Raw genomic sequence first — 23793 nt, 5'->3', positions numbered from 1 at the left:
AGACCTAAAACACATGACAGCATACATTTTTCCAGGGCAGGGTGCACAATTTACCGGAATGGGTAAAGACCTTTATGAGTCAAGTGCCGCAGCTAAAACTCTTTTCGATGAAGCCAACGACATACTAGGTTTCGATATTAAATCAGTAATGTTTAATGGTACTGCTGATGAGTTGAAGCAGACTAAAGTAACACAGCCGGCAGTATTTATTCATTCAGTAGCCGTTGCGTTGTCAAGCAATTCGTTTTCACCCGATATGGTAGCGGGTCATTCTTTGGGAGAATTCTCATCGTTGGTAGCTAACGGAGCTTTATCTTTTAAAGATGGTTTAACATTGGTAAGCAAACGTGCTTTAGCCATGCAGCGAGCCTGCGAGATTAATCCTTCCACTATGGCAGCCATTCTTGGTTTGGATGACGCGGTTGTAGAAGAAGTTTGCGCATCGATAAAAGAAGAAATTGTGGTAGCGGCCAATTATAATTGTCCCGGCCAACTTGTTATTTCAGGATCGCTTAAAGGTATAGAAATAGCTTGTGAAAAAATGAAAGCAGCTGGTGCTAAACGTGCCATGGTATTGCAGGTAGGAGGGGCCTTCCACTCACCATTAATGGAACCAGCCAGAGAAGAATTGGCAGCAGCCATTGAAGCCACTAATTTTAGTCAACCACGTTGTGCGGTTTATCAAAACGTAAATGCAAAGCCCTCAACTGATGTTGCTAGCATCAAGAAAAATTTAGTATCGCAATTAACAGCACCAGTGCGCTGGACGCAATCTGTACAACAGATGACAGCTGATGGAGCAAAAACATTTATAGAATGTGGTCCTGGAAAAGTATTACAAGGACTAGTGAAGAAAATTTCACCGGAGGCTGAGGTTTCGAGTCTTTAAATCCATTTGATGTGCTGATATGCTAATATGCTAATTCGTTGATGTGCTGATGGATTTGAAAATTCAAAATCTGAAATCTGAAATTTGAAACTTTAAATTTGAAATTAATATAGCGTCTTTGATTTTTTGGGTTTGTATTAATAAAGATTGCTTCTTCGCCCTTACACACAATCAACGCTTCGTTCATCACAATGACGGTATATTTGTTGAAATTTATTATCCTTTAAAACATATTTATAAAATCAGCGTCTCTGAAGAGACGCTGATTTTTTGAGTTTGATGGCTGCAGCCAGACAAAAGTGTATTTTAACTTTTATTGATTTCAGATCGATTAAGATTTATGCTGGTTGCATTTCCATTTTCCTGCACTCTTCTGCACATGCTCGACATGCTTCTGCACATTTTTTACAATGCTCTGAATGAGAATGTTTCTCGCATTCTTTTGCACAGGCATCACAAATTTCTGCGCACAGGCTACAAAACTTATTTACGAATGAAGTGGTGTGTTCATCAGCCCTGGCCATAAAAGCAGCAGCTGTTCTGCACATATCCGCGCAATAGCGCTCAAGTTCAATGCATTTAGCATACATCTGTGCGTCTTTTTCGTGCAAGCAGGAAGTCGCACAGTGTTCGCATTCAGCCGCACACGCATTGCAGGCATTGATGCAGTCTTGAAATTTTTCGTGGCTCATAATTTTTTGAATTTAAGTGATTAATGAAATTTTATGTTTATGAAGGAGCTGCTTATATTAAATTGAATTGCGCAGTTGTTGTAGTTGCATTATTCACATAGAATAAAGAGCATATTATAGGCCACACTTTAATGACTTTGAAATAAAGCATTAAACAATACATCTGCTTATTGCTAAAGTATGTTATTGTATTTAAAGTAATTATGTGTGGAAAAAACGCAACACTAATTCTTCACGCTTATTGTTGTGCTTCGGGAGATTGATGATTACACAGATAGTGTTTTAATCGATTTGACAACGATCTTAAGTTCGTTCATAGTAAAGTATTATTGCACCAGAGTTAAAGGCTTTTGTTCTGGAAAGCTTAAAAATTGTTCTGTCGTTTATATTTTCGAAGAGTGGAGAGCCTTTGCCTGCTATGACAGGATGAATACAAAGTTGAAACTCATCTATCAAATTAAGATTTATTAGCTGAATAATTATACTCCGACTGCCAACTAAAATATCTTTACCAGATTGTTGTTTGAGTTCTAAAACTTCCTTTTCAATTTCCTTGGTTGCAATTTCGGCACTGTCCCATTCAGTGTTTTTTAAGGTTTGAGAAAAAACGACTTTTGGTATTTTGTCAATTGCCAAAGCAAAGTCGTCCATTGATTTTTGACCTGAAGGTTTTTTTAGCAACGTTTGCCAGAATTGCATAAGTTGATAGGTTGTACGGCCATATAATATAATTCCTGCGTTGTTTAAAAGACTGGTATAATGTTGATGTAAATCTTCATCGGGGATACCAGCTGTATGGTCGCAAATCCCGTCAATTGTCGTGTTGATTGCTGCAATAATCTTTCTCATATAAATTATAGTCTTATTCTCTGTTGATTACCTGAGAATTTTTTTAGCGGGAATTGCATTTGATTATTCATTTCTTAAGATTTTTATCGGGTTTTGAACCGATGCCTTAAAGGATTGATAGCCTACAGTAATCCAGGCTATCACAAGAGCAACAAGACCAGAAACTAAAATTGTCCAAGGGCTGATTTCAATTCTAAATGGAAATTCTTGAAGCCACCAGATGTCCATAACATATATTGAAACAGGAACGGCTATAAAAAAAGATATAAGAATCATTTTAATGAAATCCATTGAAAGCAAAACATGAATGTTTGTAACACTAGCACCAAACACTTTACGAATACCTATCTCTTTCATTCTTAACCCTATTGTGTAAGCAGATAAACCAAAAAGACCTATGCAGCCTACAATTATACTCAGACAGGAAAATAGTGTAAAAATTTCACCCATACGCTTTTCTTTTTTGTAATGTGCATCCAACACATTGTCTAAAAATCTAAATTGAAAAGGCATATCGGATGCTAAGGCTCTCCATTTGTTCTCCATTTCGGAAATTGCAGATGTGTTTTCTCCCTGCCTTAGTCGCACCACTACAAAGCTCATTCTATTAAAGATTACCTCATTACTTTGAATGATAAGTGGTTTAATCTCTTGATGCAGTGTTTCATAATGAAAATCCTTAATGATACCCACGATTGTAAAAGTTGTTTGATTTCCGGTTCCATAAGTTTGCTCAATGAAATTTATTTTCTCTCCAATGGGATTTTTTAATCCTAAAGTCTTAACGGCAGACTCATTTAAAATGATAGATAGTGAGTCATTTGTATTTTCGGAGAATAACTTCCCTTCCATTAGTTTAAAGTCCATTACTTCAGCAAACTCATCACCGGCATACATCGTATGGATGGATTTGATTTCGGGTGATCCTTCTGATCTATATTGTTGAGGATAAATGCCAGCAATAGTGGGCATAGACAAACTCCCGGCAGCCGAAACGACTTGAGGCATTAATTTAAGCTCTTTTATCAAGCTACTTGTGAAGTTGGGTCTCATATGAAAGTTGCCTTCTATAACAACTAAATTCTCTTCGTCATAGCCAAGATCTTTTTGACTTATAAAATTCATTTGCTGCTGCATGATAACTGTGCAAATAACAAGTGAAATCGATATGCAAAATTGAAAAACGACTAATCCGTTTCTAATCCACTTCCCCTTTGAAGTTGAGGTAAACGCACCCTTTAATACGGTTACAGGCTTGAAGGATGACAGAACAAATGATGGATAGATGCCAGCAAGTACGCCTAAAGCAGTTGCTACTATTATTAAGACAATACCTTCCTGAATTCCAAAATCAATCTGTAAGTTAATATCAGTAAACTGACTAAAATGAGGTAGAAGTAATGTTATTAACATTGCGCCAATGGCGACTCCCAGAAAGCTCACTAATAAGGATTCATTAAGAAATTGAAATACTAATTGATTTCTTGATGATCCTAGAACTTTTTTAACGCCAACTTCCATAGCCCTTTCAGATGAACGAGCGGTTGCAAGATTTATAAAGTTGATACAGGCAACAACCAGAATCAGTACTACTATCACTATCATAATTCTGATTGAAATAATATTCCCACCAGGTTTCATGCCACCAATATTTTCGGGATATAAGTAGACATCAGTTAGTGGACACAGGAAGTAATGATATCCATTACCTGCTTTCTTATATTCCGACCAAGATGATTTATTGACCTTTTCAAAATCGGCTGCTGCGTATTTGTCAACCATTACATCAAGCTTAGCTTCAAGTAAAGCGGGATTTGCCTCTTTATTTAGTTTTAAATAACAGTAGACGTCAGGTTTGTTAAAATTTTCAAGATTGAACCTTTCGATTGTGTTGATGGAAATTATTAAGCCAAATTTAAAGTGAGTATTAGCTGGTGGATCCTCACATATTCCGGTAACGGTAAACACATTGCCTGACATTGTGATAAGTTTCCCAAACGGATCTTGATCTCCGAAATGACGTTTCGCAGTACTTTCAGTTAATATCATACTCTTAGGATGCAGTAGCATAGTCTCACGATCACCCTTGATTATATTGAAACTGAAAATTTTAAAAAAGTTGCTATCTGCTGCATAGACATCATTTTCAAGAAACTTAATATCAGCGTTGTTAGTGCTTTTATAAGATATCATCATATCATCAAACGGGCCACAAATTGTAGTGGCACGCTGAATTTCCGGATAGTCTTGCACCGCTACACTTGCCAAGGAATGTGGAACACCCGCTATGATAGACGTCTGATCTGGATACTTACGTTCTAGTACAATTCTATGTATTCTGTCTGAGTCTTTAAAGCCTTTGTCGTAGGAGAGTTCGTGGTTAACATAGAGGCCGAGCAGAACACAGCTGGCTACACCGATTGCTAAACCGAACGCATTAATTAGTGTAAAAGTCTTTTGCTTTAATAGATTTCGAAAAGCGATTTTCAGGTGATTTCTTAACATTCTGATCTATTTAAGTGTTGAACGTCTAAAATACTAAAAGTATTTAGAAGTTGTTTTGGATTTTGCATTTCACTTGAACTGTTAGGAATTAAGCTCTTCCGAGTTTGTAATTTGGAAGCCCTATCATAGGATTTCTAATCTTGCTTTTCAAGATGTTACCTCAGCGCATCTCAAACATAAGAATAGAACAGGATATTTATTCGGTACGTTAAATACTCTCAACAATAACTTGTGTGCTCTTCACAAATGAACCTTGTTAGACTAAATAACTTAGTTCTTCCTTCTGTAGGTTCTAATTCCAAAGAGTAACAAAATGCCTAGCAGTATAAAAGGCCAAACATTTGTTAACATTACAAAGAACCAAATTAGGTTGTTCCAGCCGTTGCTTACGCCATTCTTGAATTCTTGTCCAAATTTTGTTTGCGTTGAAATACTTTCGTAAAAGGTTATTGTTAATGTTGAGAACGAAACTCTGTTCAGTAAGTACTTTAATCGCCCTTCAACTGATTCTATTTCTGCTCTTAATTGCCCAATTTCCTTTTCAATTTCCAGAATTTCTTTTACGTTTTTGGCTTGCTTTAAAATTTCTAAGTATCGATTCTCAAGCTCTTTTTTTGTTTTGAGTCTCGCCTGCATGTCGAGAAATTCTTCAGTAACGTCTTTGACTGTGATTTGCTTGTTATCAAACCTTTCAACTCCCTTCGTAGCATCTTGTAACAGTTTATCAAAATTATCGGCAGGTACACGAATAATTATAGTATTGCTTTTTCGGCCGGGTGAATTGAATTCCTGGTCAGAGGAAACATATCCTTTGTACTTATTTATGGCCTCAAAAATTGTCTTTCTGGTTAGGCTAAAATCAGTGGATTCAAATTCTAGTTGCCCTTCCTTAATTAATTTTCGTTCAACAATTTCTTCTATTTCCTGGTCAGCGGTTGAGGGGGCTGCTTCCAAGTAAGCCATTTCCAAGGAACGGTTTTCGGATTGTTGGGAACAACTGTAAATTGTAAATATTATAAAGAGTGTTAAGTATTGGAGTGATTTTTTCATTGTGATTATTTTATAATGAAGATAACATTTGTGTATTTGTGAAATGTGTCGCTTTCATCGCTGTTCGGGATGTTAGCGCAGCGCATCTCGAACTAAAAATAAAGCCGGATATTTATCCGGCCATGAAGTGTTTCAAAATATTTTATTTAGTCTGCGTTTGTATCCATTTCAATATTTCTGTTAAAGCTATTGGTGAAAATGTCTGTTCAATGGACGCGTACTCGTAAGGTGAACCTGTCTTACATTCTTGAAATAAGTGATTTAAGTTTGGTAACGCTATAATGGTTGCTTTCTTATTTCCTCCTTTTGCCAATGCCTTGCTAATGGCGTCTAAATTTTCTTTTGGTGGAACTTGTAAATCCTTCTCTCCATTAAGTGCTAAAACCGGGCATTTTACCTTCTCTAATGTTGGGGCCGGATCATGCTTTATAAAATATTGCATCCAAGGTGATGCAATCTGATTAACCTGTAATTTGACAAAATCCTCATCACTCATTCCTGCTGGCTTTTGTGGATTTGGATTATCTTTTAAAGCTTGTGTAATGGAATTTGTTAAGTCAATTGTTAGTTGCTCAAGATTGTTTGATGCGTTAACGATGTCAAATATTTTTCTATTTGTTAATTCATTTTTTTGTAAAACCTCATCACTCATTCCTGCTGTCTTCCCAATTAACTTTTGTTGTAATAAGAGTATTGAGTCGCCTTGAATACCCGGGCCTGCCAATAAGACAATAAATGATACATCTTTGGATTGACTGGCAACCATTGGAGCAATTAAGCCACCTTCGCTGTGTCCTATTAAACCAATTTTCTTTTTAGAAATTTCTTTTCTTGTTTTTAAGTAAGCAATTCCTGCTTCAACATCAGTAGCAAAATCAGCACTTGTTGCCGTTTTGAAATCTCCTTTTGATAATGCAGTACCACGATCGTCATACCGTAATACGGCAATTCCATTTTTTGTTAAATAGTCTGACAGCACTAGAAATGGTTTGTGCCCCATTAATTCTTCATCTCTGTTTTGTGGGCCACTGCCACTGATTAAGATCACAACAGGAAATACACCTTCTTTTTTGGGTAGAGTAAGTGTTCCAGCCAGATTAATTCCTGCCTTTTTATTTTCAAAAGTTACTTCTTCAGCGTAATATGGATAGGGTGTTGTTGGTTCTTGTGGCCTTGCAATTTTTTCTTTTTCAACTATCTCCTTGGATAAATTCATGGGGAAGGATTGACCGGCTTGTTTAAAATTACCAATAATGATGTTGTCGCTACCTAATGTTCCTTCGTATTCAACTGTTAAATTTGAAACTGTGACTTTGAAGACTGAGTTTTCAAAACTTGAAGATGTTGTAGCAATTCCTTTGGCACCCTGGTCAGGACTATCTAATGTAGTGCTTATGCCATTTTCGGTTTGCGTTACATTAAAGACAACTCTTAGTTGTGTGCCTTGCACTTTTAATATGCCATTCCATTGCCCTGAAATGTCTTGAGCTATTGTTGTAATGGAGGTTAACAATACAAGGAATAAAATTGAGATTGGTTTCATACTATATATTGATAGTTAATCTATTCAATTAAAAATACAAAATACACATCATTTCTCTAAAATTATTAGGGTGAATAGCAATAAGCGAGTTTTCGCTCTCAGGCCGCTGGGCCTAGCATAGTCATTCAAGGCTGTATCTGTGGTTATTTGAGGATTAGATAATTTGAAGATTTGAAAATTGAAGCCTTCTCTCCTGTTAGTGTTATTCCCTGTTTAAAGAAATTTAAAGAAATATTTCTGCTGTTCGAGATGTTTCCAGCGATTTTAAAAATTGATTTTGGTTCAACAACAGCGACCGGTCAGACCGCTTCTTGTTATTGTATACAGCGGTCAGACCGGTTGTTATATGCTATTGTACAGTTTAGCGCAGCGCATCTCGAACTACTAATAATACCGGATTTAAATCCGGTTATTTAAAAGTTCCAGATGTTCAATGGAACATCCGGAACATCAACACCTGCATATTACTTTTGGCTATTGTCGTAATTCATTCAATAGTTCTTCTGATTGTCTCAATTTGTTTTGGTAGTATTTCGTTACTTTTTTGGAGAAATAGAATAGGAAAATGTAACCAAAGCTGAAGGAAAACATCCAAAAATATTTACTATCTGTAATATCCTGACCACTAAATAATCTAGGAAGTAGAATAATGACTACGATCAATAGCAAATAACTTAAGTTGATATTGATTTTTTGTAGTTTAGAAAAGGCTAACTTCTGGGTCGCAAACATTCTTAGTGTATCTGCATATGGTTTACTAAAATCGTTTGATGATTTTAATTGTCTAAGACTTAAAAAACTTATTACGGAGATTGACAGTAATAATAGGATGCATATTATGCCAACAGTCTGAAAAAGAATGGTATCTAACTTGTAAAAGGCAAAACCAATGAACATTGCAGTGAGTATGCATATTACGCTTCCAATCATTTCTGGGTAAGCAATTCTATTTAATTTAGAAACGTATTTTGTTTGTGTCATTTGGTCAATTAGTTTGGAAGTTGAATTTTGTTGCTGTTTTTTATTTCCAGCATTATCCCATGTATTTTTTAAATCATCTAATTCCATTGTTATAAAGATTTATTGATTTGTAATTTTAATTTTTCTTTTATTCTAAGGAGCTTCGTTCCAACATTGCTTTTTGAAATCCCGATAATTTCCGCAATTTCATCGTAGCTTTTGTCTTCACAATAAAGCATTACAATTCCTTTGTCAAGCAAATTTAGATTTTCAATGTGCTGTTTAAAAATATTCCACTTTTCCTCATTGTTAGTATTGTCTTCTTTGTAAGTATTATACATTTCTTCATTAATAGGGACAGTAGAAACTCTTTTCTTAGATTGCTTTAGTTGATAAATAGAAACATTTAAAGCCACTCGGTACATCCAAGTACTTAAACTTGATTGTTGATTGAATGTGTCAAAGGATTTCCACAGTTGGTATAGAATTTCCTGAATTAAATCGTGTTTGTCTTCCTTATTATCAGTATAGACTGATGCAATTTTGTAAACAAAGCCTTCATTTACCTTTAACGCCTCAATAAAACTTTCTTTTTTGTCCACTAATTGTCTGCTATTTATGTTTCTATGCCTTATTAGTGTACGATTGACTGTAAAAGTCACACTTCAGCAAATTTATTTTACAATCAGCTCTTCCGAATTTGTAATTCGGAAGCCCTATCAAAGGATTTTAATCCGGATTAAGAGAACTAACTCATAAATAAAAATACATTATTATTTTTAGATTATTAGAGCAAGTAGCGATAAGCGAGTTTTTGCTCTAAGGCCGCTGGGCCTCGCATGACTCATTCAAGGCTGTATGCTATCCACACATTCCCTACCAGACCGAAGATAGCATAATGCCTTGCCTGAGCATGCTGTAATGAAGCATAGGAAATTCAAATTCGATGAAACGAACAACTATAGCTCTTTCCAATTTCGGCTCTTCCAAATTTGTAATTCGGAAGCCTTATCAAAGGATTTTTAATCCGGATTAAGAGAACTTTTGCAGTTAACATTTATTTATCTGTTAGCCCGTTTTGATGCCACTAACTTTCAGATAACAAAAATTCAACCAACTGAACCATCCGTCAGACCGCTTTATTACACAGCAAACAGCGATCAGACGGATTTTAGGTAAAGACACGAACTAGCAGATTACTTTATTTATTATTTGAATATTTCAACACCAACCCACCAGTTGAAAGTTGTTGTGACGAAACGAGTGATAAATTTCTTGAAGCAATGCCTTGTTTGAAAAGCGGTTCCTGCTGTTCGAGATGTTAGCGCAGCGCATCTCGAACTACGAATAATGCCGGATTTAAATCCGGCACATTTAAAGTTCCAGATGCCCTTCGGAACATCTGGAACAGCGAAGGTTTTGCTAACGTACTGCCTACTCAATTTTACTATTTACACTAATGCTGCAGCAGGGATAGCAGCGGAAATCCTTTTTGCTGCGTGGCAATAGCGCGGGGCAAAAAGATTGCAGCGGATTAGCCCGGCCCGAGGCACGAGGGGCTGCCCTAATAATTCTATTTTAAAAAAAAGTGTTTTGTAAAATTTTACGGCAATCAAATCAGTCGCTTCACTACCAATGGATCGGTGCAGCTTGCTAATAATGCTTTATTACTTTTTAGTAAAACAGGATGATTAAAGTCTGGTGCTATTTCGGTTAATGGCTCTAACACGAAACGCCTCGCGGCTATACCAGGGTGGGGGAGTTGTAGATTACTTTCACTGATAACGACTTCGTTAAAATACAGGATGTCGATATCGATGAGGCGTTGTCCCCACTTTTCGGTGCGGATGCGTCCCATGGCCTGCTCTATGGCCAATGACTTGCTTAACAAACTTTCGGGGGTAAGGCTTGTTTTAATGTGTAGCACCTGATTTAAAAAGTCGGGCTGTTGTTGTTTGCCCCAGGCTGCTGTTTGGTAAAGGGAGGAGCGTTGCAGAATAACGCCACATTCGCGCGCTATATGCTTGGCGGCTGTGGCAAGATTGGCCTCGAGTTGGCCTAAATTACTGCCTGTCAATAAAAAAACTCCTTCTATCATGTAATTATAGACGCTGCAAACATACTTTTTAATAACATAAGGGCATTCCTTATTTTTGGAACTTAATTAATAGTGAATATGGGTTTTTGGAAGAGTTTTTTCGCGACACTGCTCGCTCTTTTTGTATTTATGTTTCTTTCCTTCTTTTTGATGATAGGCTTTATTGGCGCCCTATCTTCTGAGCAAGAGACTGTTATAGCTGAAAATTCGGTGTTGCACCTGAACCTGGATGCGCAAATTACTGAGCAACAAGTGGACAATCCGTTTGAGGGCTTACCTGTATTGGGTGGTGAAGTGGCCTCGGTAGGTTTAATTGAATTGAAAGAGGCCCTGCGTAAGGCTAAAGACGATACTAAGATTAAAGGCATTTACCTAACGGTGAGCTACCCGATGACGGGCTTTGCCACGCTGGAGGAAATTCGTATGTCGTTGATTGATTTTAAAAGCAGTGGTAAATGGGTGGTGGCCTATGGCGATATGATGTCGGAAGCTGCGTATTATTTGGCTTCGGCTGCTGATAAAGTATACATGAATCCGCAAGGTGATGTGGAGTGGAATGGTTTGGCGATTGAGGTGAGCTTTTTTAAGCGCATGTTCGAAAAGCTGGAGATTAAGCCACAAGTTTTCAGGGTGGGTGAGTTTAAAAGTGCTGTTGAGCCTTTTATGCTGGATAAGATGAGCAACGAAAACAGATTGCAGCTTACGGAAACAATTAATTCTATTTACGATTATGTAGTAACGCAAGTAGCGACTGCGCGTGGTATTGATAAGGCAAAATTGCGTGAGATGTCGGACAAGATGTTGGTGCGCAATGCGAAGCAGGCTGTTGAATATGGTTTGATTGATTCGTTGTTATACGATGATCAGTTGACCGCTGAATTGAAGAACAGACTTGCCTTGGCTGATGACGCAGACATTAAATTTGTAAAGTTGAATAAGTACCGCAAGAGCTACACAACGTATAAGGCGGCTAAGAGTGAAATTGCTGTAATTGTTGGTGATGGTGAAATTATGCCGGGCAAAGGCAGCGATGGTATTATTGGTGGCGATAAGTTTGCTGAGCAGGTGCGCAAGGCGCGTGAAAATGATAAAGTAAAAGCGATTGTGATTCGTGTGAATTCACCGGGTGGAAGTTTTCAGGCTTCGGATATTATGTGGCGTGAAATTACTTTGGCTGCTCAGATAAAACCTGTTATCGCTTCGATGGGTGATTATGCAGCATCGGGTGGTTATTACATGGCCATGGGTTGCGATACCATTGTAGCACAACCACATACGATTACAGGATCGATCGGTATTTTTAGTGTGTTGTTTGATGCGAGTGATTTGATGACGAACAAGCTGGGCATTACTACTGAACAAGTGAAGACAGGTGAGTTTGGTGAAATGATTACCATTAGCCGTGGCCTTACTGATAATGAAAAAGCAGTGTGGCAGCGCAAGACGGAAGAAGGCTACGAAGTATTTACGAGCAAGGCAGCCGAAGGAAGAAACATGGATGTTGAGGAATTGAAGAAGGTGGCATCTGGCCGTGTGTGGACGGGTACGCAAGCTAAAGAACGTGGACTTGTAGATGTGTTGGGTGGATTTGATGATGCGATTAACCTGGCAGCGGAAGCCGCTGGTGTGAGCGATGATTACAAAGTAAAATACTATCCGCAGAAGCAACCCTTCTTTCAGGAGTTGATGTTGCAGTTGGAAGAAAATTCGAAAGTAAATGCATTGCAGAAAGAATTGGGTATGTTCTATCCATATTACCTACAACTACAACGTGTACAACATTACAACGGTACGCAGGCGCGCTTGCCTTTCGAACTTTCTATACACTAAACCCCCAAGCATGACTTTAATACGCAATAACTGGACTAAGCAGGAAATAGAATCTATTTATAACAAGCCAGTGCTGGAGCTGATCTATGATGCAGCTACTGTGCACCGTCAATTTCATGAAGCCAGCGAAGTGCAGGTGTGTACACTCTTATCGGTAAAAACAGGCGGATGTCCTGAAGACTGTGCTTACTGTCCGCAAGCGGCACGTTACCACACAGAGGTGAAGGTGCAAAAGCTGATGGAAGTTGAAGAAGTAATTGGAAAAGCATTAGAAGCAAAGGAAGCTGGCAGTACACGTTTTTGTATGGGCGCTGCCTGGCGCGAGGTGCGCGACAACCGCGACTTCGATAAAGTGTTGGAGATGGTGAAGGGTGTGAGCACGATGGGTATGGAGGTGTGCTGCACCTTGGGCATGCTAAGTCCGGAGCAAGCGCAGAAACTAAAAGATGCAGGCTTGTATGCTTACAACCACAACCTTGACACAAGCGAAGAATTTTATAACGACATAATTACTACACGCAATTACGGAGATAGATTAGAGACACTTGAAAATGTGCGCTCAGCAAAAATATCGGTGTGCTCTGGTGGCATTATTGGTATGGGCGAAAAGGAGGGAGACCGTATTGGTATGTTACACACGCTGGCCACCTTGCCTGAACATCCGGAATCAGTACCTGTAAATGCCTTGGTGCCTGTTGAAGGCACACCGTTAGAAGATCAGGAGAAGGTATCGGTGTGGGAGATGGTGAGGATGATTGCTACAGCAAGAATTATTATGCCTAAGGCGATGGTGCGTTTATCGGCAGGGCGAGTGCGCATGACGTTGGAAGAGCAGGCGCTGTGTTTTATGGCAGGTGCGAATAGCATTTTTGCCGGTGATAAACTGCTGACAACGCCTAATCCAGGTTATGTTCAGGATAAGGAAATGTTCCAAATTTTACAGTTGAGTCCGCGACCAAGCCACAAAGAAAATTTGGCGAAAATACCGGTTTTATGATGTAACGTAGTTTTGTGAAAATTGAAAAATGATACTTAAAGTAACACTTTAAGTAGGCCTATTACACCAGTTTTGAGGGTAGGCCAAAGATGTTTAAAGCCTTTCATCAATAAAGTGGAAGGCTTTTTTCATGCTTGCCGTTTAAGCGTTCAGCCCGGGAGTTGAGCGGTAGTCATGCTTGTTTGCCAACGCTTGTTTATTCCTTTTCCTGTAGGGAGTGGGTTGGCGTAATAATTATTCGGGCTTGACTATTTTCAGCACCGTTGGTCATTTCAAATTTTAGTCATCACTAACAAACAGTTGTTGTTCTGTCGGTGAGTACACTACAATTTACGCGCCATTGGTGAAGCACAAAGTTGGCCTGTGCAACAGGTTTTATGCAACAGTGCATTTGTAGTTACGCTGTTGCATATACCATGTTGGTTTAAGCAAGGGCTTGGGCACCCATACTTATGGTTAAATCTTTGTTTTTCAGAGGGGAAAAATCAGAAAGTGCCTTCTGATACAAACCCACCGATTGGCTCCTGATTGTTAGCAGTCTGTTTTGTAGACTGAGCATTTTGCTTGTTAACAAATGTGAAGGATAATGTTGCCACAGCAACAATTGCCAATAGGATTAATGTCTTGGTTTTCATACGCTCGTTGATTAAATTTTTTAGAAACCTTTAACGCTGCCTGCTCCGCCTTCAGTATTATTATCTGTTGGCTTCACTTCTTCTTCAGTACAAGCAGAGAAAGTAAGGGCAACAACAAAAACTAGGGCAAGAATTGTAAAGAACTTTTTCATATAACTTGGGTTTAGGTTTTACTATTAGCTTTAAATCAATTAAATTGACGATGCAAATATTGGTTGGCTCTTTTTATCTACAATGTTATACAAACACCCTATCCTACATTCATGCTGAAGATGAGAGCAATTCAGATTTTACTTTTCATACTTCTCCCTATTTTTTGCTTCAGTCAGAATTTAGATTCGCTTAAGAGTGTAGTTAACAACACCCCTAAAGATCTTCAATTTGAAGTCGTCTTATCGTACATGCGATCATTGCTGGGCGAAAGTGTTGTGCAGTCTTATAATGTATCGGAGTATGCAGTTGAATATGCAGAAAAAATAGGGGACAGCTTATTGATAACGAAGGCCCTATACGCACAAAGTTTTTTGTTGCGAAGAATGAATAAAGAGAACCAGGCCGTAGCGAACTTGAAAAAGATCTATGGGATTGCAAAAAGAAACAACTACTACGAGGAGTTGAGTAAAATACTTAATCTACTGGCAGTTTCTTATACCTATACAGCAAATTACGATGAAGCATTAAAAACAAATTTTGAAGCGCTTACAGTCAATGAGAAAAGGAATAATCTAGAAGATATCAGTATATCCTGTAACAACATTGGTCTTGTTTATTTCAAACTAAGAAATTACGATGAATCTCTAAAGTTTTACCAAAAGTCATTGATGGCCAAGAAAAAATCCGGATCTACTTTTGATCTTGATAGGCTGCATATCAATATGGCTTTGTGCTTCAATCAGCTTAATGCCTTTATAGAAGCTGAGCAGAGTATTCTTGAAGCTTTTAAAGCCTGTGGTGATAATTGCTCGGATGAAATTGTGATGGAGGCGGAATTGGCCTTAGGCGTTTCTCTGATGAATAGTGAAAGATCAGGAGTTGCCATCGATCACTTTAATAAATCCTTAGCCCTCTCCAGAAAATTGAAAAGCACTCGTTTTGAGATGGAGATATTATCATTGCTGGCCAAAACCTATTTGCAAGAAGGAGATGACGAAAAAGCGTTAGAACTGTTGAGAACAGCAGAAGTCATCTCAAAATCTACTGAGTATCTTCAGTCGCTGCTTTATCTCTATGAAAAATTCTCTGACTATTATGCAGAAACAAACGACTACCAAAACGCTGCTTACTACAGCAGGAAGTACAGCAGCTTGCGGGATAGTGTATTGAGTGAAAGTCTGATTAAGAATTTAGCAAATGTGCAATCACAATTTGCCGAACGTGAAAACCTTGCCACCATTTCCATTAAAGACCAAACTATTAAGCAACAGCGTTACATCAGCTCGCTGATTGCCCTTACTTTTATTTTATCGGGTTTGCTCATTCTATTTATCATGCGCACGAACCGCATAGCGCGCAAACTCAATTCTAAATTATCGGAAGAAGTACAGCGACAAACGGCAGAGCTTACGGTGGCTAAACAGAAACTCGAAAAATCGAATAAATCATTAATGTATGTAAATGCTGAGTTAGATAACCTCATTTACAAAACATCTCACGACCTTAAAGGTCCGCTCACGACACTAAAAGGTATTTGTAATTTGGCCTTGATGGATGTAAAGGATGCTACAGCCCTTGATTACTTTGCCAAGATTGACCAGACTACTGCTAAGCTCAGCAAAGTGCTCGACAGGTTATCTGTCATCAGTGTGATTATGAGCACCGAGCATCAGATTGTGCCTATCAATTTGCCGGTAGTTATTAATGAAATTGTTCAGCACGAAAAACGCATTGCCAAACAGAAGGATATTAAGATTGATTTATTCCTGAAAGATATCCCCGGTTTTGTTACTGACCCCAAACTGCTGCGCTATGCGCTGGAGAGTGTGATCAGCAATGCTTTTAAATACCACAACGATTCGCCTCGGGTAGATTCATATATCAGTATTACCGTTAAACTAAAACGCGAAAGAGTAATCATCAGTATTATCGACAACGGTATCGGTATGGGTGTTGATGACAAAGCAGATGTTTTCCGCCTGTTTTTCCGAGCCTCCGAGCGCTCCGAAACAGGAGGTACCGGTTTGTTTATAGCCAAGCTGGCTACCGAAAAATTATCAGGTGATATAGAATTCTACAAATTGCCTAATGCAACGGAGTTCCGCATTACCCTGCCTAAGGTCTTTGAAATGACGCAGGAGCACTATGACGAAATAGAGCTGAACAAACACGTAATGGCGCCTAAGATTAAAGCACCTTAGCCTAAGACAACTTCAAATTTAACCGCGAAGGTCGCAGAGCGATTAGTTTTTAGTCAGGATTCATCTTAAAAACACATCGGAAAATACTCACGTCATCACTGCTGTTCGAGATGTTAGCGTAGCGCATCTCGAACAGCAAATAATACCGGATTTAAAATCCGGCACATTAAAGTTCCAGATGCCCTTCGGAACATCTGGAACAGCAAAGGAGGTCGCAGAGATTTAGGTTTCCCCGGTTAGATTACCTCCGCTATTCGTTTTTCTTACTGCTCCATCTTTAGCATCTTTACATTTTATTATCCATGAGCAAAAAAGATTTCAAACGTTATACCGTTACCGCGGCTCTGCCTTACGCTAACGGCCCCCTTCACATTGGGCATATTGCCGGTGCCTACCTGCCTGCCGACACTTATGTGCGCTATTTGCGCCTTAAAGGCGAGGATGTAGCCTTTGTCTGTGGTTCAGATGAACATGGAGTGGCCATTACCATTGGCGCCAAAAAGGAAGGCGTAACGCCAAAAGCTTTCGTTGACAAATACCACGAGTTGATGAAAAAGGCTTTCGCTGATTTTGGTATTTCCTTCGATATATACTCACGCACGTCTAATAAAATCCATTACGAGACCGCGCAGGATTTTTTCAGGAAGATTGATACCCAAAATATTTTCCTCGAAGAAACCTCCGATCAATATTTCGATGAGCAGGAAGGTATTTTCTTGGCAGATCGTTACATAGCAGGTACTTGTCCTAATTGTGGTCATACTAATGCCTATGGCGATCAGTGTGAAAAGTGTGGTACGAGTCTTAGTCCAAAGCAATTGATCAACCCACGGTCTACGGTATCGGGTAACACACCTGTGCTACGCCCGACTAAGCATTGGTATTTTCCATTAGATAAATATGAAGGCTGGTTGCGCGAGTGGTTAATGGAAGGTCATAAAAACGATTGGAAGACTAACGTATACGGTCAGTGTCGTTCTTGGATAGAACAAGGTTTGCAGCCACGTTCCATCACCCGCGATTTGGAGTGGGGTATACCTGTACCACGCGAAGATGGTAAGGGAAAAGTTTTATACGTTTGGTTCGATGCACCGATTGGTTACATATCGGCTACTAAAGAACTGAAGGGTGCTGACTGGGAAAAATACTGGAAGGATGAAGACACCAGACTGATTCACTTCATCGGTAAAGACAACATTGTATTCCATTGCATTATTTTTCCTTCCATGCTCAAGGCTGAAGGCAGCTTTATTCTGCCGGATAATGTGCCTGCCAACGAGTTTTTAAATTTAGAAGGAGATAAGCTTTCAACCTCACGCAATCATGCAGTCTGGTTACACGAATATTTAGAGGATTTTCCAGGCAGAAGAGATGAGTTGCGTTATGTGCTAACGTCTATTTCACCAGAAACAAAAGATGCAGACTTTACTTGGAAAGATTATCAGCAAAAGGTAAACAGTGAATTAGTGGCGATACTCGGTAATTTTGTAAACCGTGTAATGGTACTTACCTGGAAATTTTTTGATGGTAAAGTGCCCTCAGCCCATGAGTTGCCAAATACCAATGAGAAGCGTAAGCGTATACTTGATTTATATAACCAAGCCCATACTGATTTAAGTAAATCGGTAGGTGAAATGGTTAATTCATTAGATGAATTCCGTTTCCGTGAAGCACAATTCCACATGCTGAATATTTCACGCATTGGTAATAAATTTTTAGCGGATACAGAGCCATGGAAACTTGCGAAAGAAGACATGGAAGCTGTAGGATGTATTTTAAATTATGCACTCACGGTGGTTGGTAACATTGCTATTGCCTGTGAGCCTTTCTTACCAGACACAACAAAAAATATTGCTACGCAATTGAATGTTGATCTGAAAGAAGCAGCAGTGAAATTCTGGAAGACAAAAATGTTGGTTGAGCCAGTACCTGCTGGTCATCAAATAGCACCTGCTGCATTGTTGTTTAAAAATGTTGAAGACAGCGACATTGAAGTACAAGTTGAAAAATTAAGAAAAAATAAACCTACCGTGATACAGGAATCAACTGCTGAAAAGCCATTGACACCTTTAAAACCTATCATCACCTTTGATGACTTCGCTAAATTGGACATTCGCATAGGAACTGTTACCGCTGCTGAGAAGATGGAAAAGTCTGATAAGCTTCTGAAGTTAACAGTAAACAGCGGTTTAGATGTGCGCACTATTTTGAGTGGTATTGCCAAGCATTACAAAGCAGAAGAGATGGTCGGTAAGCAAGTTACTTTCATTGCTAATTTGGCACCACGTAAAATGATGGGCATCGAATCGCAAGGCATGATTTTAATGGCCGAAGATAACGAAGGTAAGTTGCGTTTGATAGAACCAAACGAGGAGGTTAATCCGGGGTCAACGGTTAGTTAATTGATTTGAAGATTTGGTGATCACTGTTTACTAATGATTTGGTGAGAAGCACCCTAGAGATAGCGAATCTATATAAACGAAGATGGCAAATCGCTTATGTGCTGATTGAGGATAAGATAATTTGAAAATTCAATCCTTCCTCCAGATTCCAACATCTAATCTCCAGCCTCTAACCTCTATTCTCCAGCTTCTAACTTCGAACCTCCAACTTCGAGCTTCCAGCTTCCAGCTTCGAAAAATCTTCATCCTCCCCAGCTCAATCTTCATCGTAAAAATTCACCACCCTTCCAAATTAAGCTAAAAAACAATCTTCACGTTTTCTGCATTAAATCCAGCATTGTTTTATACAATCCTCCTGCGCTAACTTAACCAACACAGCAGACAATTTCTGCTGCGCATGACACGCCCCCTGTCAAGCTTTACACTTCGTTTTGCAACAACCGGGCGCGCATGTCAATACCTAAACATGTTTTATCTTTCTTTTCGATAGTGTTATCACTTTCCCTCAAGGCTCAGGTATTTCCAGTACAAGGCAACGTTGTACTCAACCCACCTTATAGTCCGTACATGGCCGACTTAACTGCACTGGGTTCTCAACGCTTCTGGCTTACCCTGCGACTGCAAGATCCAACCATCAATACTTACAATTGCAAATTACGACTAACCATTGAAGGAGTCGGCATTACCATACGAACAAAAAATACTTTTCTTCCACAACCCATTACCCTGGAAGGTGGTGGCATACCACAATTTTTTTATGGCGATGATCTGGCAGCTTACTTCAATCCTGCCAACCTCGACTTTACCGGGCTCACCCGCAGTCAGTATGAAAGAACACAACGCCTGCCCGAAGGTGTTTACCGCTTTACCATAGAAGTACTCGATTATAATAGAGGGACCTTGGTCAGTAATAAAATTGGTACCACCGCCTGGATTGTGCTCAACGACCCGCCTATTCTTAACCTGCCAGGCAACGATACTAAAATTGCCATACTCGAACCAACCAATATTGCTTTTACCTGGACACCACGCCACACCGGCTCACCCAATGCAGCCTTTACCACAAACTATACTTTTAAAATGGTAGAGTTGGCACCCAATGCCACTAGTCAATCCGCCAATGCTGCTTTTTTAAGTCAACCGGTGTTATATGAAACAACCCTGAGTCAAAACCAATTGGTGTACGGCCCTGCCGAACCTACTTTAATGGCCGGAAGAAAATACGCCTGGCAAGTGCAGGCAACAGATACAGAAGACAGAGACCTTTTTCGAAATAATGGAAAAAGTGAAGTGTTTGTTTTTCAATATGGTGATGCCCTTGGCATACCAAGAAATGTTTTACAACAAGGCGGTAATGCAACCACACTTTCAATGCAATGGGAATTGCCAAGTGAAGGAGAGATGCCTGCACAATACCGCATCCGGTATAAACCACTCAGCAGTCCTGCAAATAATTACTTTGAATCTGTTACCACTAACCGCTACTATACATTAGGCGAACTGAATCCTTCTACCAACTACTTAGTACAGGTAAGGTCAGAGCGCAATAGCATTTTTAGCGAGTACAGTGCTCCCTTGCAGATGAGCACCACCTCACTGGAAGACGGACCATACACCTGCGGACAAGCACCTGTACTTACACCCCCTACTACAACAGAAATACTACCACGCTTATTTCCCGGAGATGAAATAAGGATGCACGACTTCCGGATGATGGTGCTAACCGTAGAGGGAAGCAATGGCTACTTCAGTGGTACGGGTTTAATGCCCGTGTCGTTATTTAACAATGCGAGCGTGAAAGTGCGCTTCAGCGGCAAGGTGAATAAAAACCACGAACTGGCAGGAGAAATAGTGAGCACCTATGCCAAAGGCAATGCCATGGGGCAGCTTGTAGAAGAGATGGAGAAAATCGGTGCAGACAGGGCAGCAGCACAAAACAATGCAAGCGAAACGATTGCCATGCCTGTAGCCATTACTATCATCGGCATCATCGATAGCGTGTGGGTACAAGACAGCACGATTGTAGTCTTAAAAGAAGATGGAACACAAGAAGAAATAATAAGACCTGTAACAGCCAGTGGAGCAATGCAAGCAGTAGTGCTGACTGATAGTGAAGGCAATAGTTATACAATAAATAAAGAAGGAGAAGTAATCAACAACGGATCGAGTGCGACAAGTTCAGTTGCGTCAACGGTACATTACAAAGTAAACTTTAGCGCCCAAGAAGATCAGGATTATGGTTTTGACGCCAAAGTGCATGAAGTACTCAACCACTATGAAACAACAAGTATTGAAGGCGACACTTATACCGTCCCCTGGAAATCAGTGGAGACAGGACGCTTTGATAAAGTTAAAGTAACCGCCACAGTACCGCGCGAAAACTTGATTCAGGAAGTGGGCTTTAGTGCAGATGCAGCATCACTTCCCAAACAACAGGGAGAAAATGCCAGCGAATTAATCGTGACATTACAAGGCAAAACACACGAGCAGGCAGAACAAATCAGTGCTTACCTTAATCAGGAGAATACCGCAGACTCAACAACAAACCGATTAGAAGTAGGTAAATTGAATGTGATCAGCTACAACAAGGCCTACAAAAATTTGGTATTGATCTCGGTGAACGGTGCGCAATTGCCAATACAGAAAGAAACACTGCAAACAGAACTCAATAATATTTACAAGCAAGCCATTGTACAGTGGCAGGTGGAGCCTGTGCAAACCCTAACCCAAATAGTTTATGACACAGACAGCAGCGGGCTTGAGTATGGAAACAGCAGTTGGTTTTCGAATTACACTGGAGAAATGCGCACCATCATCAATACCTATTTGCAAAACAGATCATTAATGCCTGACACGTATTACTTGTTCATAGTGCCCAAAACAGACGATCCTCAAGTGATGGGCTTTATGCCGCGCATGAAACAAATGGGCTTTATCTGCTCGGAGAAAGTTACGGCAACAAACATTAGCAAAACCATAGCCCATGAGTTAGCTCATGGTGCCTTCCGCTTAGAGCATAGCTTCCCGCTGCTACCACAAAATGGCGACAACCTCATGGACTACAGTGCTAACGGCAAAAACCTATACAAAACACAATGGGATTACATACACAACCCGGTAGCGATGTTGGGATTGTTTGATAGTGATGAGGAGGGGGCGATAAAAAGTCTCTTGACTAGTGAGTATGTATTTATGCACGATCAGCTTAGTACAAGAGCATATGCAAGCAGTTTAGGAACTGATGAATTCACTCAGGATGCAGTTGATTATGTTGATGATAAGTTATACCAACTAGATACAGCCGATTTAAAGACTTATATTTATTTTGCTTATGTTTGGTTCCATTCAGGAAACATAGATCGATTTGATCAAATAATTGAAAACAGTTTTAATCATGCAATTGATAGTGTCAAGCGACACATTAATGAGGATAACTTTAATTTACTAGCCATTGTAAATGCCAAGTATGATACTGCTTTAGCAGACGGATTAAAAACTGTATCTTTTAGAGAGAAATTTTATCCAGTTAGCGGGTTGAAATCAGAATGCACAAAAGCTGTGAATGATTATCTGCTGAGTAGTGCAAAGAAAACATTTGTCAATGGGTTAGATGCGGCTTTAAAAGAAAGGGCGGATGTTTTGCACGAGAACCTTAAAGATTGTCAAATTATAGTTCCTGAAGAGATTGTGATACACTATAAGCGTAAAGGAAGGAATCAATATCGAACATGGGGGGAGTTTACCATTGTGGGGACTGATTACAAAGGATTTATCTTGGAAAGGCCAAAAGGAGATAATCCTACAAAACTGGAAGATTGTAAACGTCATCCTGAGGGAACCTATGATATCGTTTATTCTACAAGTGTAACAGGAACTGAAGAGAAATTCTGGGATGTGACAATGTGTCTAAAAGAGCATACAGCATATAAACTTCATGGAGGAACAAGAGTGGATAATTCTGATGGCTGTTTTCTTATTAATTACAACTCGCCTCAATTCGATAAGTATCCGGAATCATTTCAGGCAAAAGAAGAAGATGTCTGCAAACGGCCATCAAAGACTAGGAGATCAAATCCCGATAAAAATAAGTATACACTTGCAAATACTTATTATCAACACTACGATGAAAATAACCCTGCTTTTAAACTAAAACAATATATACAAACAATGGAAACCGAGATAAAAGAGAAATATAAGATAGACCAAGTGGTAAAAAGAATAATCATCGATGAACAAGACGAAAAAACAGATTTATGAAAAGAGGAATTACACTTTTGATATTAGTAGGGTTCGTGACCTCTTGTACGTCACAGCAAATCAATAAAAGTGCGATAACGCTTGAATTAGAAAAAAATATTAATCGCATCGGATTTTCCAAACTTAGTTTCTTCACAGAGGAATTAATACAACTTGCAACAGACACTAGCTTCCAGTATAAGTTAAAAAAGAAATTGGGAAAGCATAATAATGTTAATAGGAAAACAGAAGGAGATCAAAGGGAGTATCAGTTGACCCTTTACTTACTATATAATAAATTAAAGGTTGAAAAAAATTACAATAAGGAGTATGAAAGAGGTAAGGAATTTCTTTTAGATCTCCTAAGTGAAAAACGTATGATAAACTTTTCAGTTGATCAGAACCTGATTATTCAACAAATCGATGCTAGCAAAAGAAGCTTAATTAATGGTTATGACGAGGGGACAGTTGAGGAAAGTATATTTACCTTTTTTTGCTATGATCCCTTGCTCTATAAAAGGACTTTAATAAAAAATGGACTAAACGAAGATTGGAAAAGGACTGGTCTTTTTTTATGCAATTACTTACGGGCAAATGAAAATCCAACAACTCTACGGAATCCTATAAAAGAAGGAATATTGAAAAGGCTTAGTCATAAAGAAATCCAACATGAGTTTAAAGATATAGTAAAAGATATAACAGATTGTGATGTTTCCTCAAATCTTTTTGACTAATGCGCATCCCTCCAATGCT

17 protein-coding genes are annotated in these 23793 nt (G+C 39.1%); 7 read left to right on the top strand and 10 right to left on the bottom strand.

The annotated features are described in order from the left end of the window. The first annotated feature begins 13 nt into the window (after positions 1 to 13). A complete protein-coding gene (gene fabD / locus SanaruYs_RS17950) occupies positions 14 to 889 on the top strand; it encodes an ACP S-malonyltransferase (RefSeq protein ID WP_127123989.1) in 876 nt (291 codons plus the stop codon). A gap of 338 nt (positions 890 to 1227) precedes the next feature. Here fabD and SanaruYs_RS17945 read toward each other — a convergent pair whose 3' ends face one another. The 8 genes from SanaruYs_RS17945 to folK form a co-directional block, all read right to left on the bottom strand. Then, a complete protein-coding gene (locus tag SanaruYs_RS17945; RefSeq protein WP_127123988.1) occupies positions 1228 to 1581 on the bottom strand; it encodes a four-helix bundle copper-binding protein in 354 nt (117 codons plus the stop codon). Between the two features lie 303 nt (positions 1582 to 1884). Next, the gene (locus tag SanaruYs_RS17940) at positions 1885 to 2430 is read right to left on the bottom strand and encodes a dihydrofolate reductase family protein (RefSeq protein ID WP_127123987.1); all 546 of its coding nucleotides are present in this window, start codon (positions 2428 to 2430) and stop codon (positions 1885 to 1887) included. Between the two features lie 63 nt (positions 2431 to 2493). After that, positions 2494 to 4935 carry an ABC transporter permease gene (locus tag SanaruYs_RS17935; RefSeq protein ID WP_127123986.1) on the bottom strand — a complete coding sequence of 814 codons (2442 nt, stop codon included), beginning with the start codon at positions 4933 to 4935 and terminating at the stop codon, positions 2494 to 2496. A gap of 270 nt (positions 4936 to 5205) precedes the next feature. Further along, positions 5206 to 5985, bottom strand: coding sequence for a DUF4349 domain-containing protein (locus SanaruYs_RS17930; protein ID WP_127123985.1), 780 nt, complete (start codon positions 5983 to 5985; stop codon positions 5206 to 5208). 142 nt (positions 5986 to 6127) lie between these two features. Beyond that, a complete protein-coding gene (locus SanaruYs_RS17925) occupies positions 6128 to 7528 on the bottom strand; it encodes an alpha/beta hydrolase family protein (RefSeq protein WP_127123984.1) in 1401 nt (466 codons plus the stop codon). Between the two features lie 474 nt (positions 7529 to 8002). Continuing rightward, complete coding sequence (locus tag SanaruYs_RS17920; RefSeq protein WP_127123983.1) at positions 8003 to 8596, bottom strand: hypothetical protein; 594 nt, start codon at positions 8594 to 8596, stop codon at positions 8003 to 8005. 2 nt (positions 8597 to 8598) lie between these two features. Further along, the gene (locus SanaruYs_RS17915; protein WP_127123982.1) at positions 8599 to 9090 is read right to left on the bottom strand and encodes an RNA polymerase sigma factor; all 492 of its coding nucleotides are present in this window, start codon (positions 9088 to 9090) and stop codon (positions 8599 to 8601) included. Between the two features lie 1010 nt (positions 9091 to 10100). Continuing rightward, positions 10101 to 10586: a 2-amino-4-hydroxy-6-hydroxymethyldihydropteridine diphosphokinase gene (gene folK, locus SanaruYs_RS17910; RefSeq protein WP_127123981.1), complete on the bottom strand. Its 486-nt coding sequence runs from the start codon at positions 10584 to 10586 to the stop codon at positions 10101 to 10103. Positions 10587 to 10664: 78 nt separating this feature from the next. Here folK and sppA point away from each other — a divergent pair, with 78 nt between their 5' ends. Together sppA and bioB are read left to right on the top strand one after the other, a co-directional pair. Beyond that, a complete protein-coding gene (sppA, locus tag SanaruYs_RS17905) occupies positions 10665 to 12416 on the top strand; it encodes a signal peptide peptidase SppA (protein ID WP_127123980.1) in 1752 nt (583 codons plus the stop codon). Positions 12417 to 12426: 10 nt separating this feature from the next. Continuing rightward, on the top strand, positions 12427 to 13413 hold the full coding sequence (gene bioB / locus SanaruYs_RS17900; RefSeq protein WP_127123979.1) for a biotin synthase BioB: 987 nt from the start codon (positions 12427 to 12429) through the stop codon (positions 13411 to 13413). 485 nt (positions 13414 to 13898) lie between these two features. Here the strand turns inward: bioB and SanaruYs_RS20160 are convergent, their stop codons facing one another. Together SanaruYs_RS20160 and SanaruYs_RS20435 are read right to left on the bottom strand one after the other, a co-directional pair. After that, positions 13899 to 14048, bottom strand: a complete 150-nt coding sequence (locus SanaruYs_RS20160; protein ID WP_160118715.1) for a hypothetical protein — start codon at positions 14046 to 14048, stop codon at positions 13899 to 13901. A 20-nt stretch (positions 14049 to 14068) separates the two neighbouring features. Further along, a complete protein-coding gene (locus tag SanaruYs_RS20435; protein WP_262708692.1) occupies positions 14069 to 14200 on the bottom strand; it encodes a hypothetical protein in 132 nt (43 codons plus the stop codon). 111 nt (positions 14201 to 14311) lie between these two features. Here SanaruYs_RS20435 and SanaruYs_RS17895 point away from each other — a divergent pair, with 111 nt between their 5' ends. From SanaruYs_RS17895 to SanaruYs_RS17880, 4 genes are all read left to right on the top strand, one after another. Further along, the gene (locus SanaruYs_RS17895) at positions 14312 to 16402 is read left to right on the top strand and encodes an ATP-binding protein (RefSeq protein WP_127123978.1); all 2091 of its coding nucleotides are present in this window, start codon (positions 14312 to 14314) and stop codon (positions 16400 to 16402) included. A gap of 302 nt (positions 16403 to 16704) precedes the next feature. Then, on the top strand, positions 16705 to 18804 hold the full coding sequence (metG, locus tag SanaruYs_RS17890; protein WP_127123977.1) for a methionine--tRNA ligase: 2100 nt from the start codon (positions 16705 to 16707) through the stop codon (positions 18802 to 18804). A gap of 450 nt (positions 18805 to 19254) precedes the next feature. Next, positions 19255 to 23061 carry a fibronectin type III domain-containing protein gene (locus SanaruYs_RS17885; RefSeq protein ID WP_127123976.1) on the top strand — a complete coding sequence of 1269 codons (3807 nt, stop codon included), beginning with the start codon at positions 19255 to 19257 and terminating at the stop codon, positions 23059 to 23061. Then, positions 23058 to 23774, top strand: a complete 717-nt coding sequence (locus SanaruYs_RS17880) for a hypothetical protein (RefSeq protein ID WP_127123975.1) — start codon at positions 23058 to 23060, stop codon at positions 23772 to 23774. The genes SanaruYs_RS17885 and SanaruYs_RS17880 overlap by 4 nt, the downstream gene beginning before the upstream one ends. Positions 23775 to 23793: the final 19 nt, after the last annotated feature.

Origin of the sequence: Chryseotalea sanaruensis (assembly GCF_003990915.1) — a bacterium.
Classification (GTDB): Bacteria; Bacteroidota; Bacteroidia; order Cytophagales; family Cyclobacteriaceae; genus Chryseotalea; species Chryseotalea sanaruensis.
The sequence above is the reverse complement of the archived record's forward strand: the minus strand, read 5'-3'. Positions and strand labels throughout refer to the sequence as shown.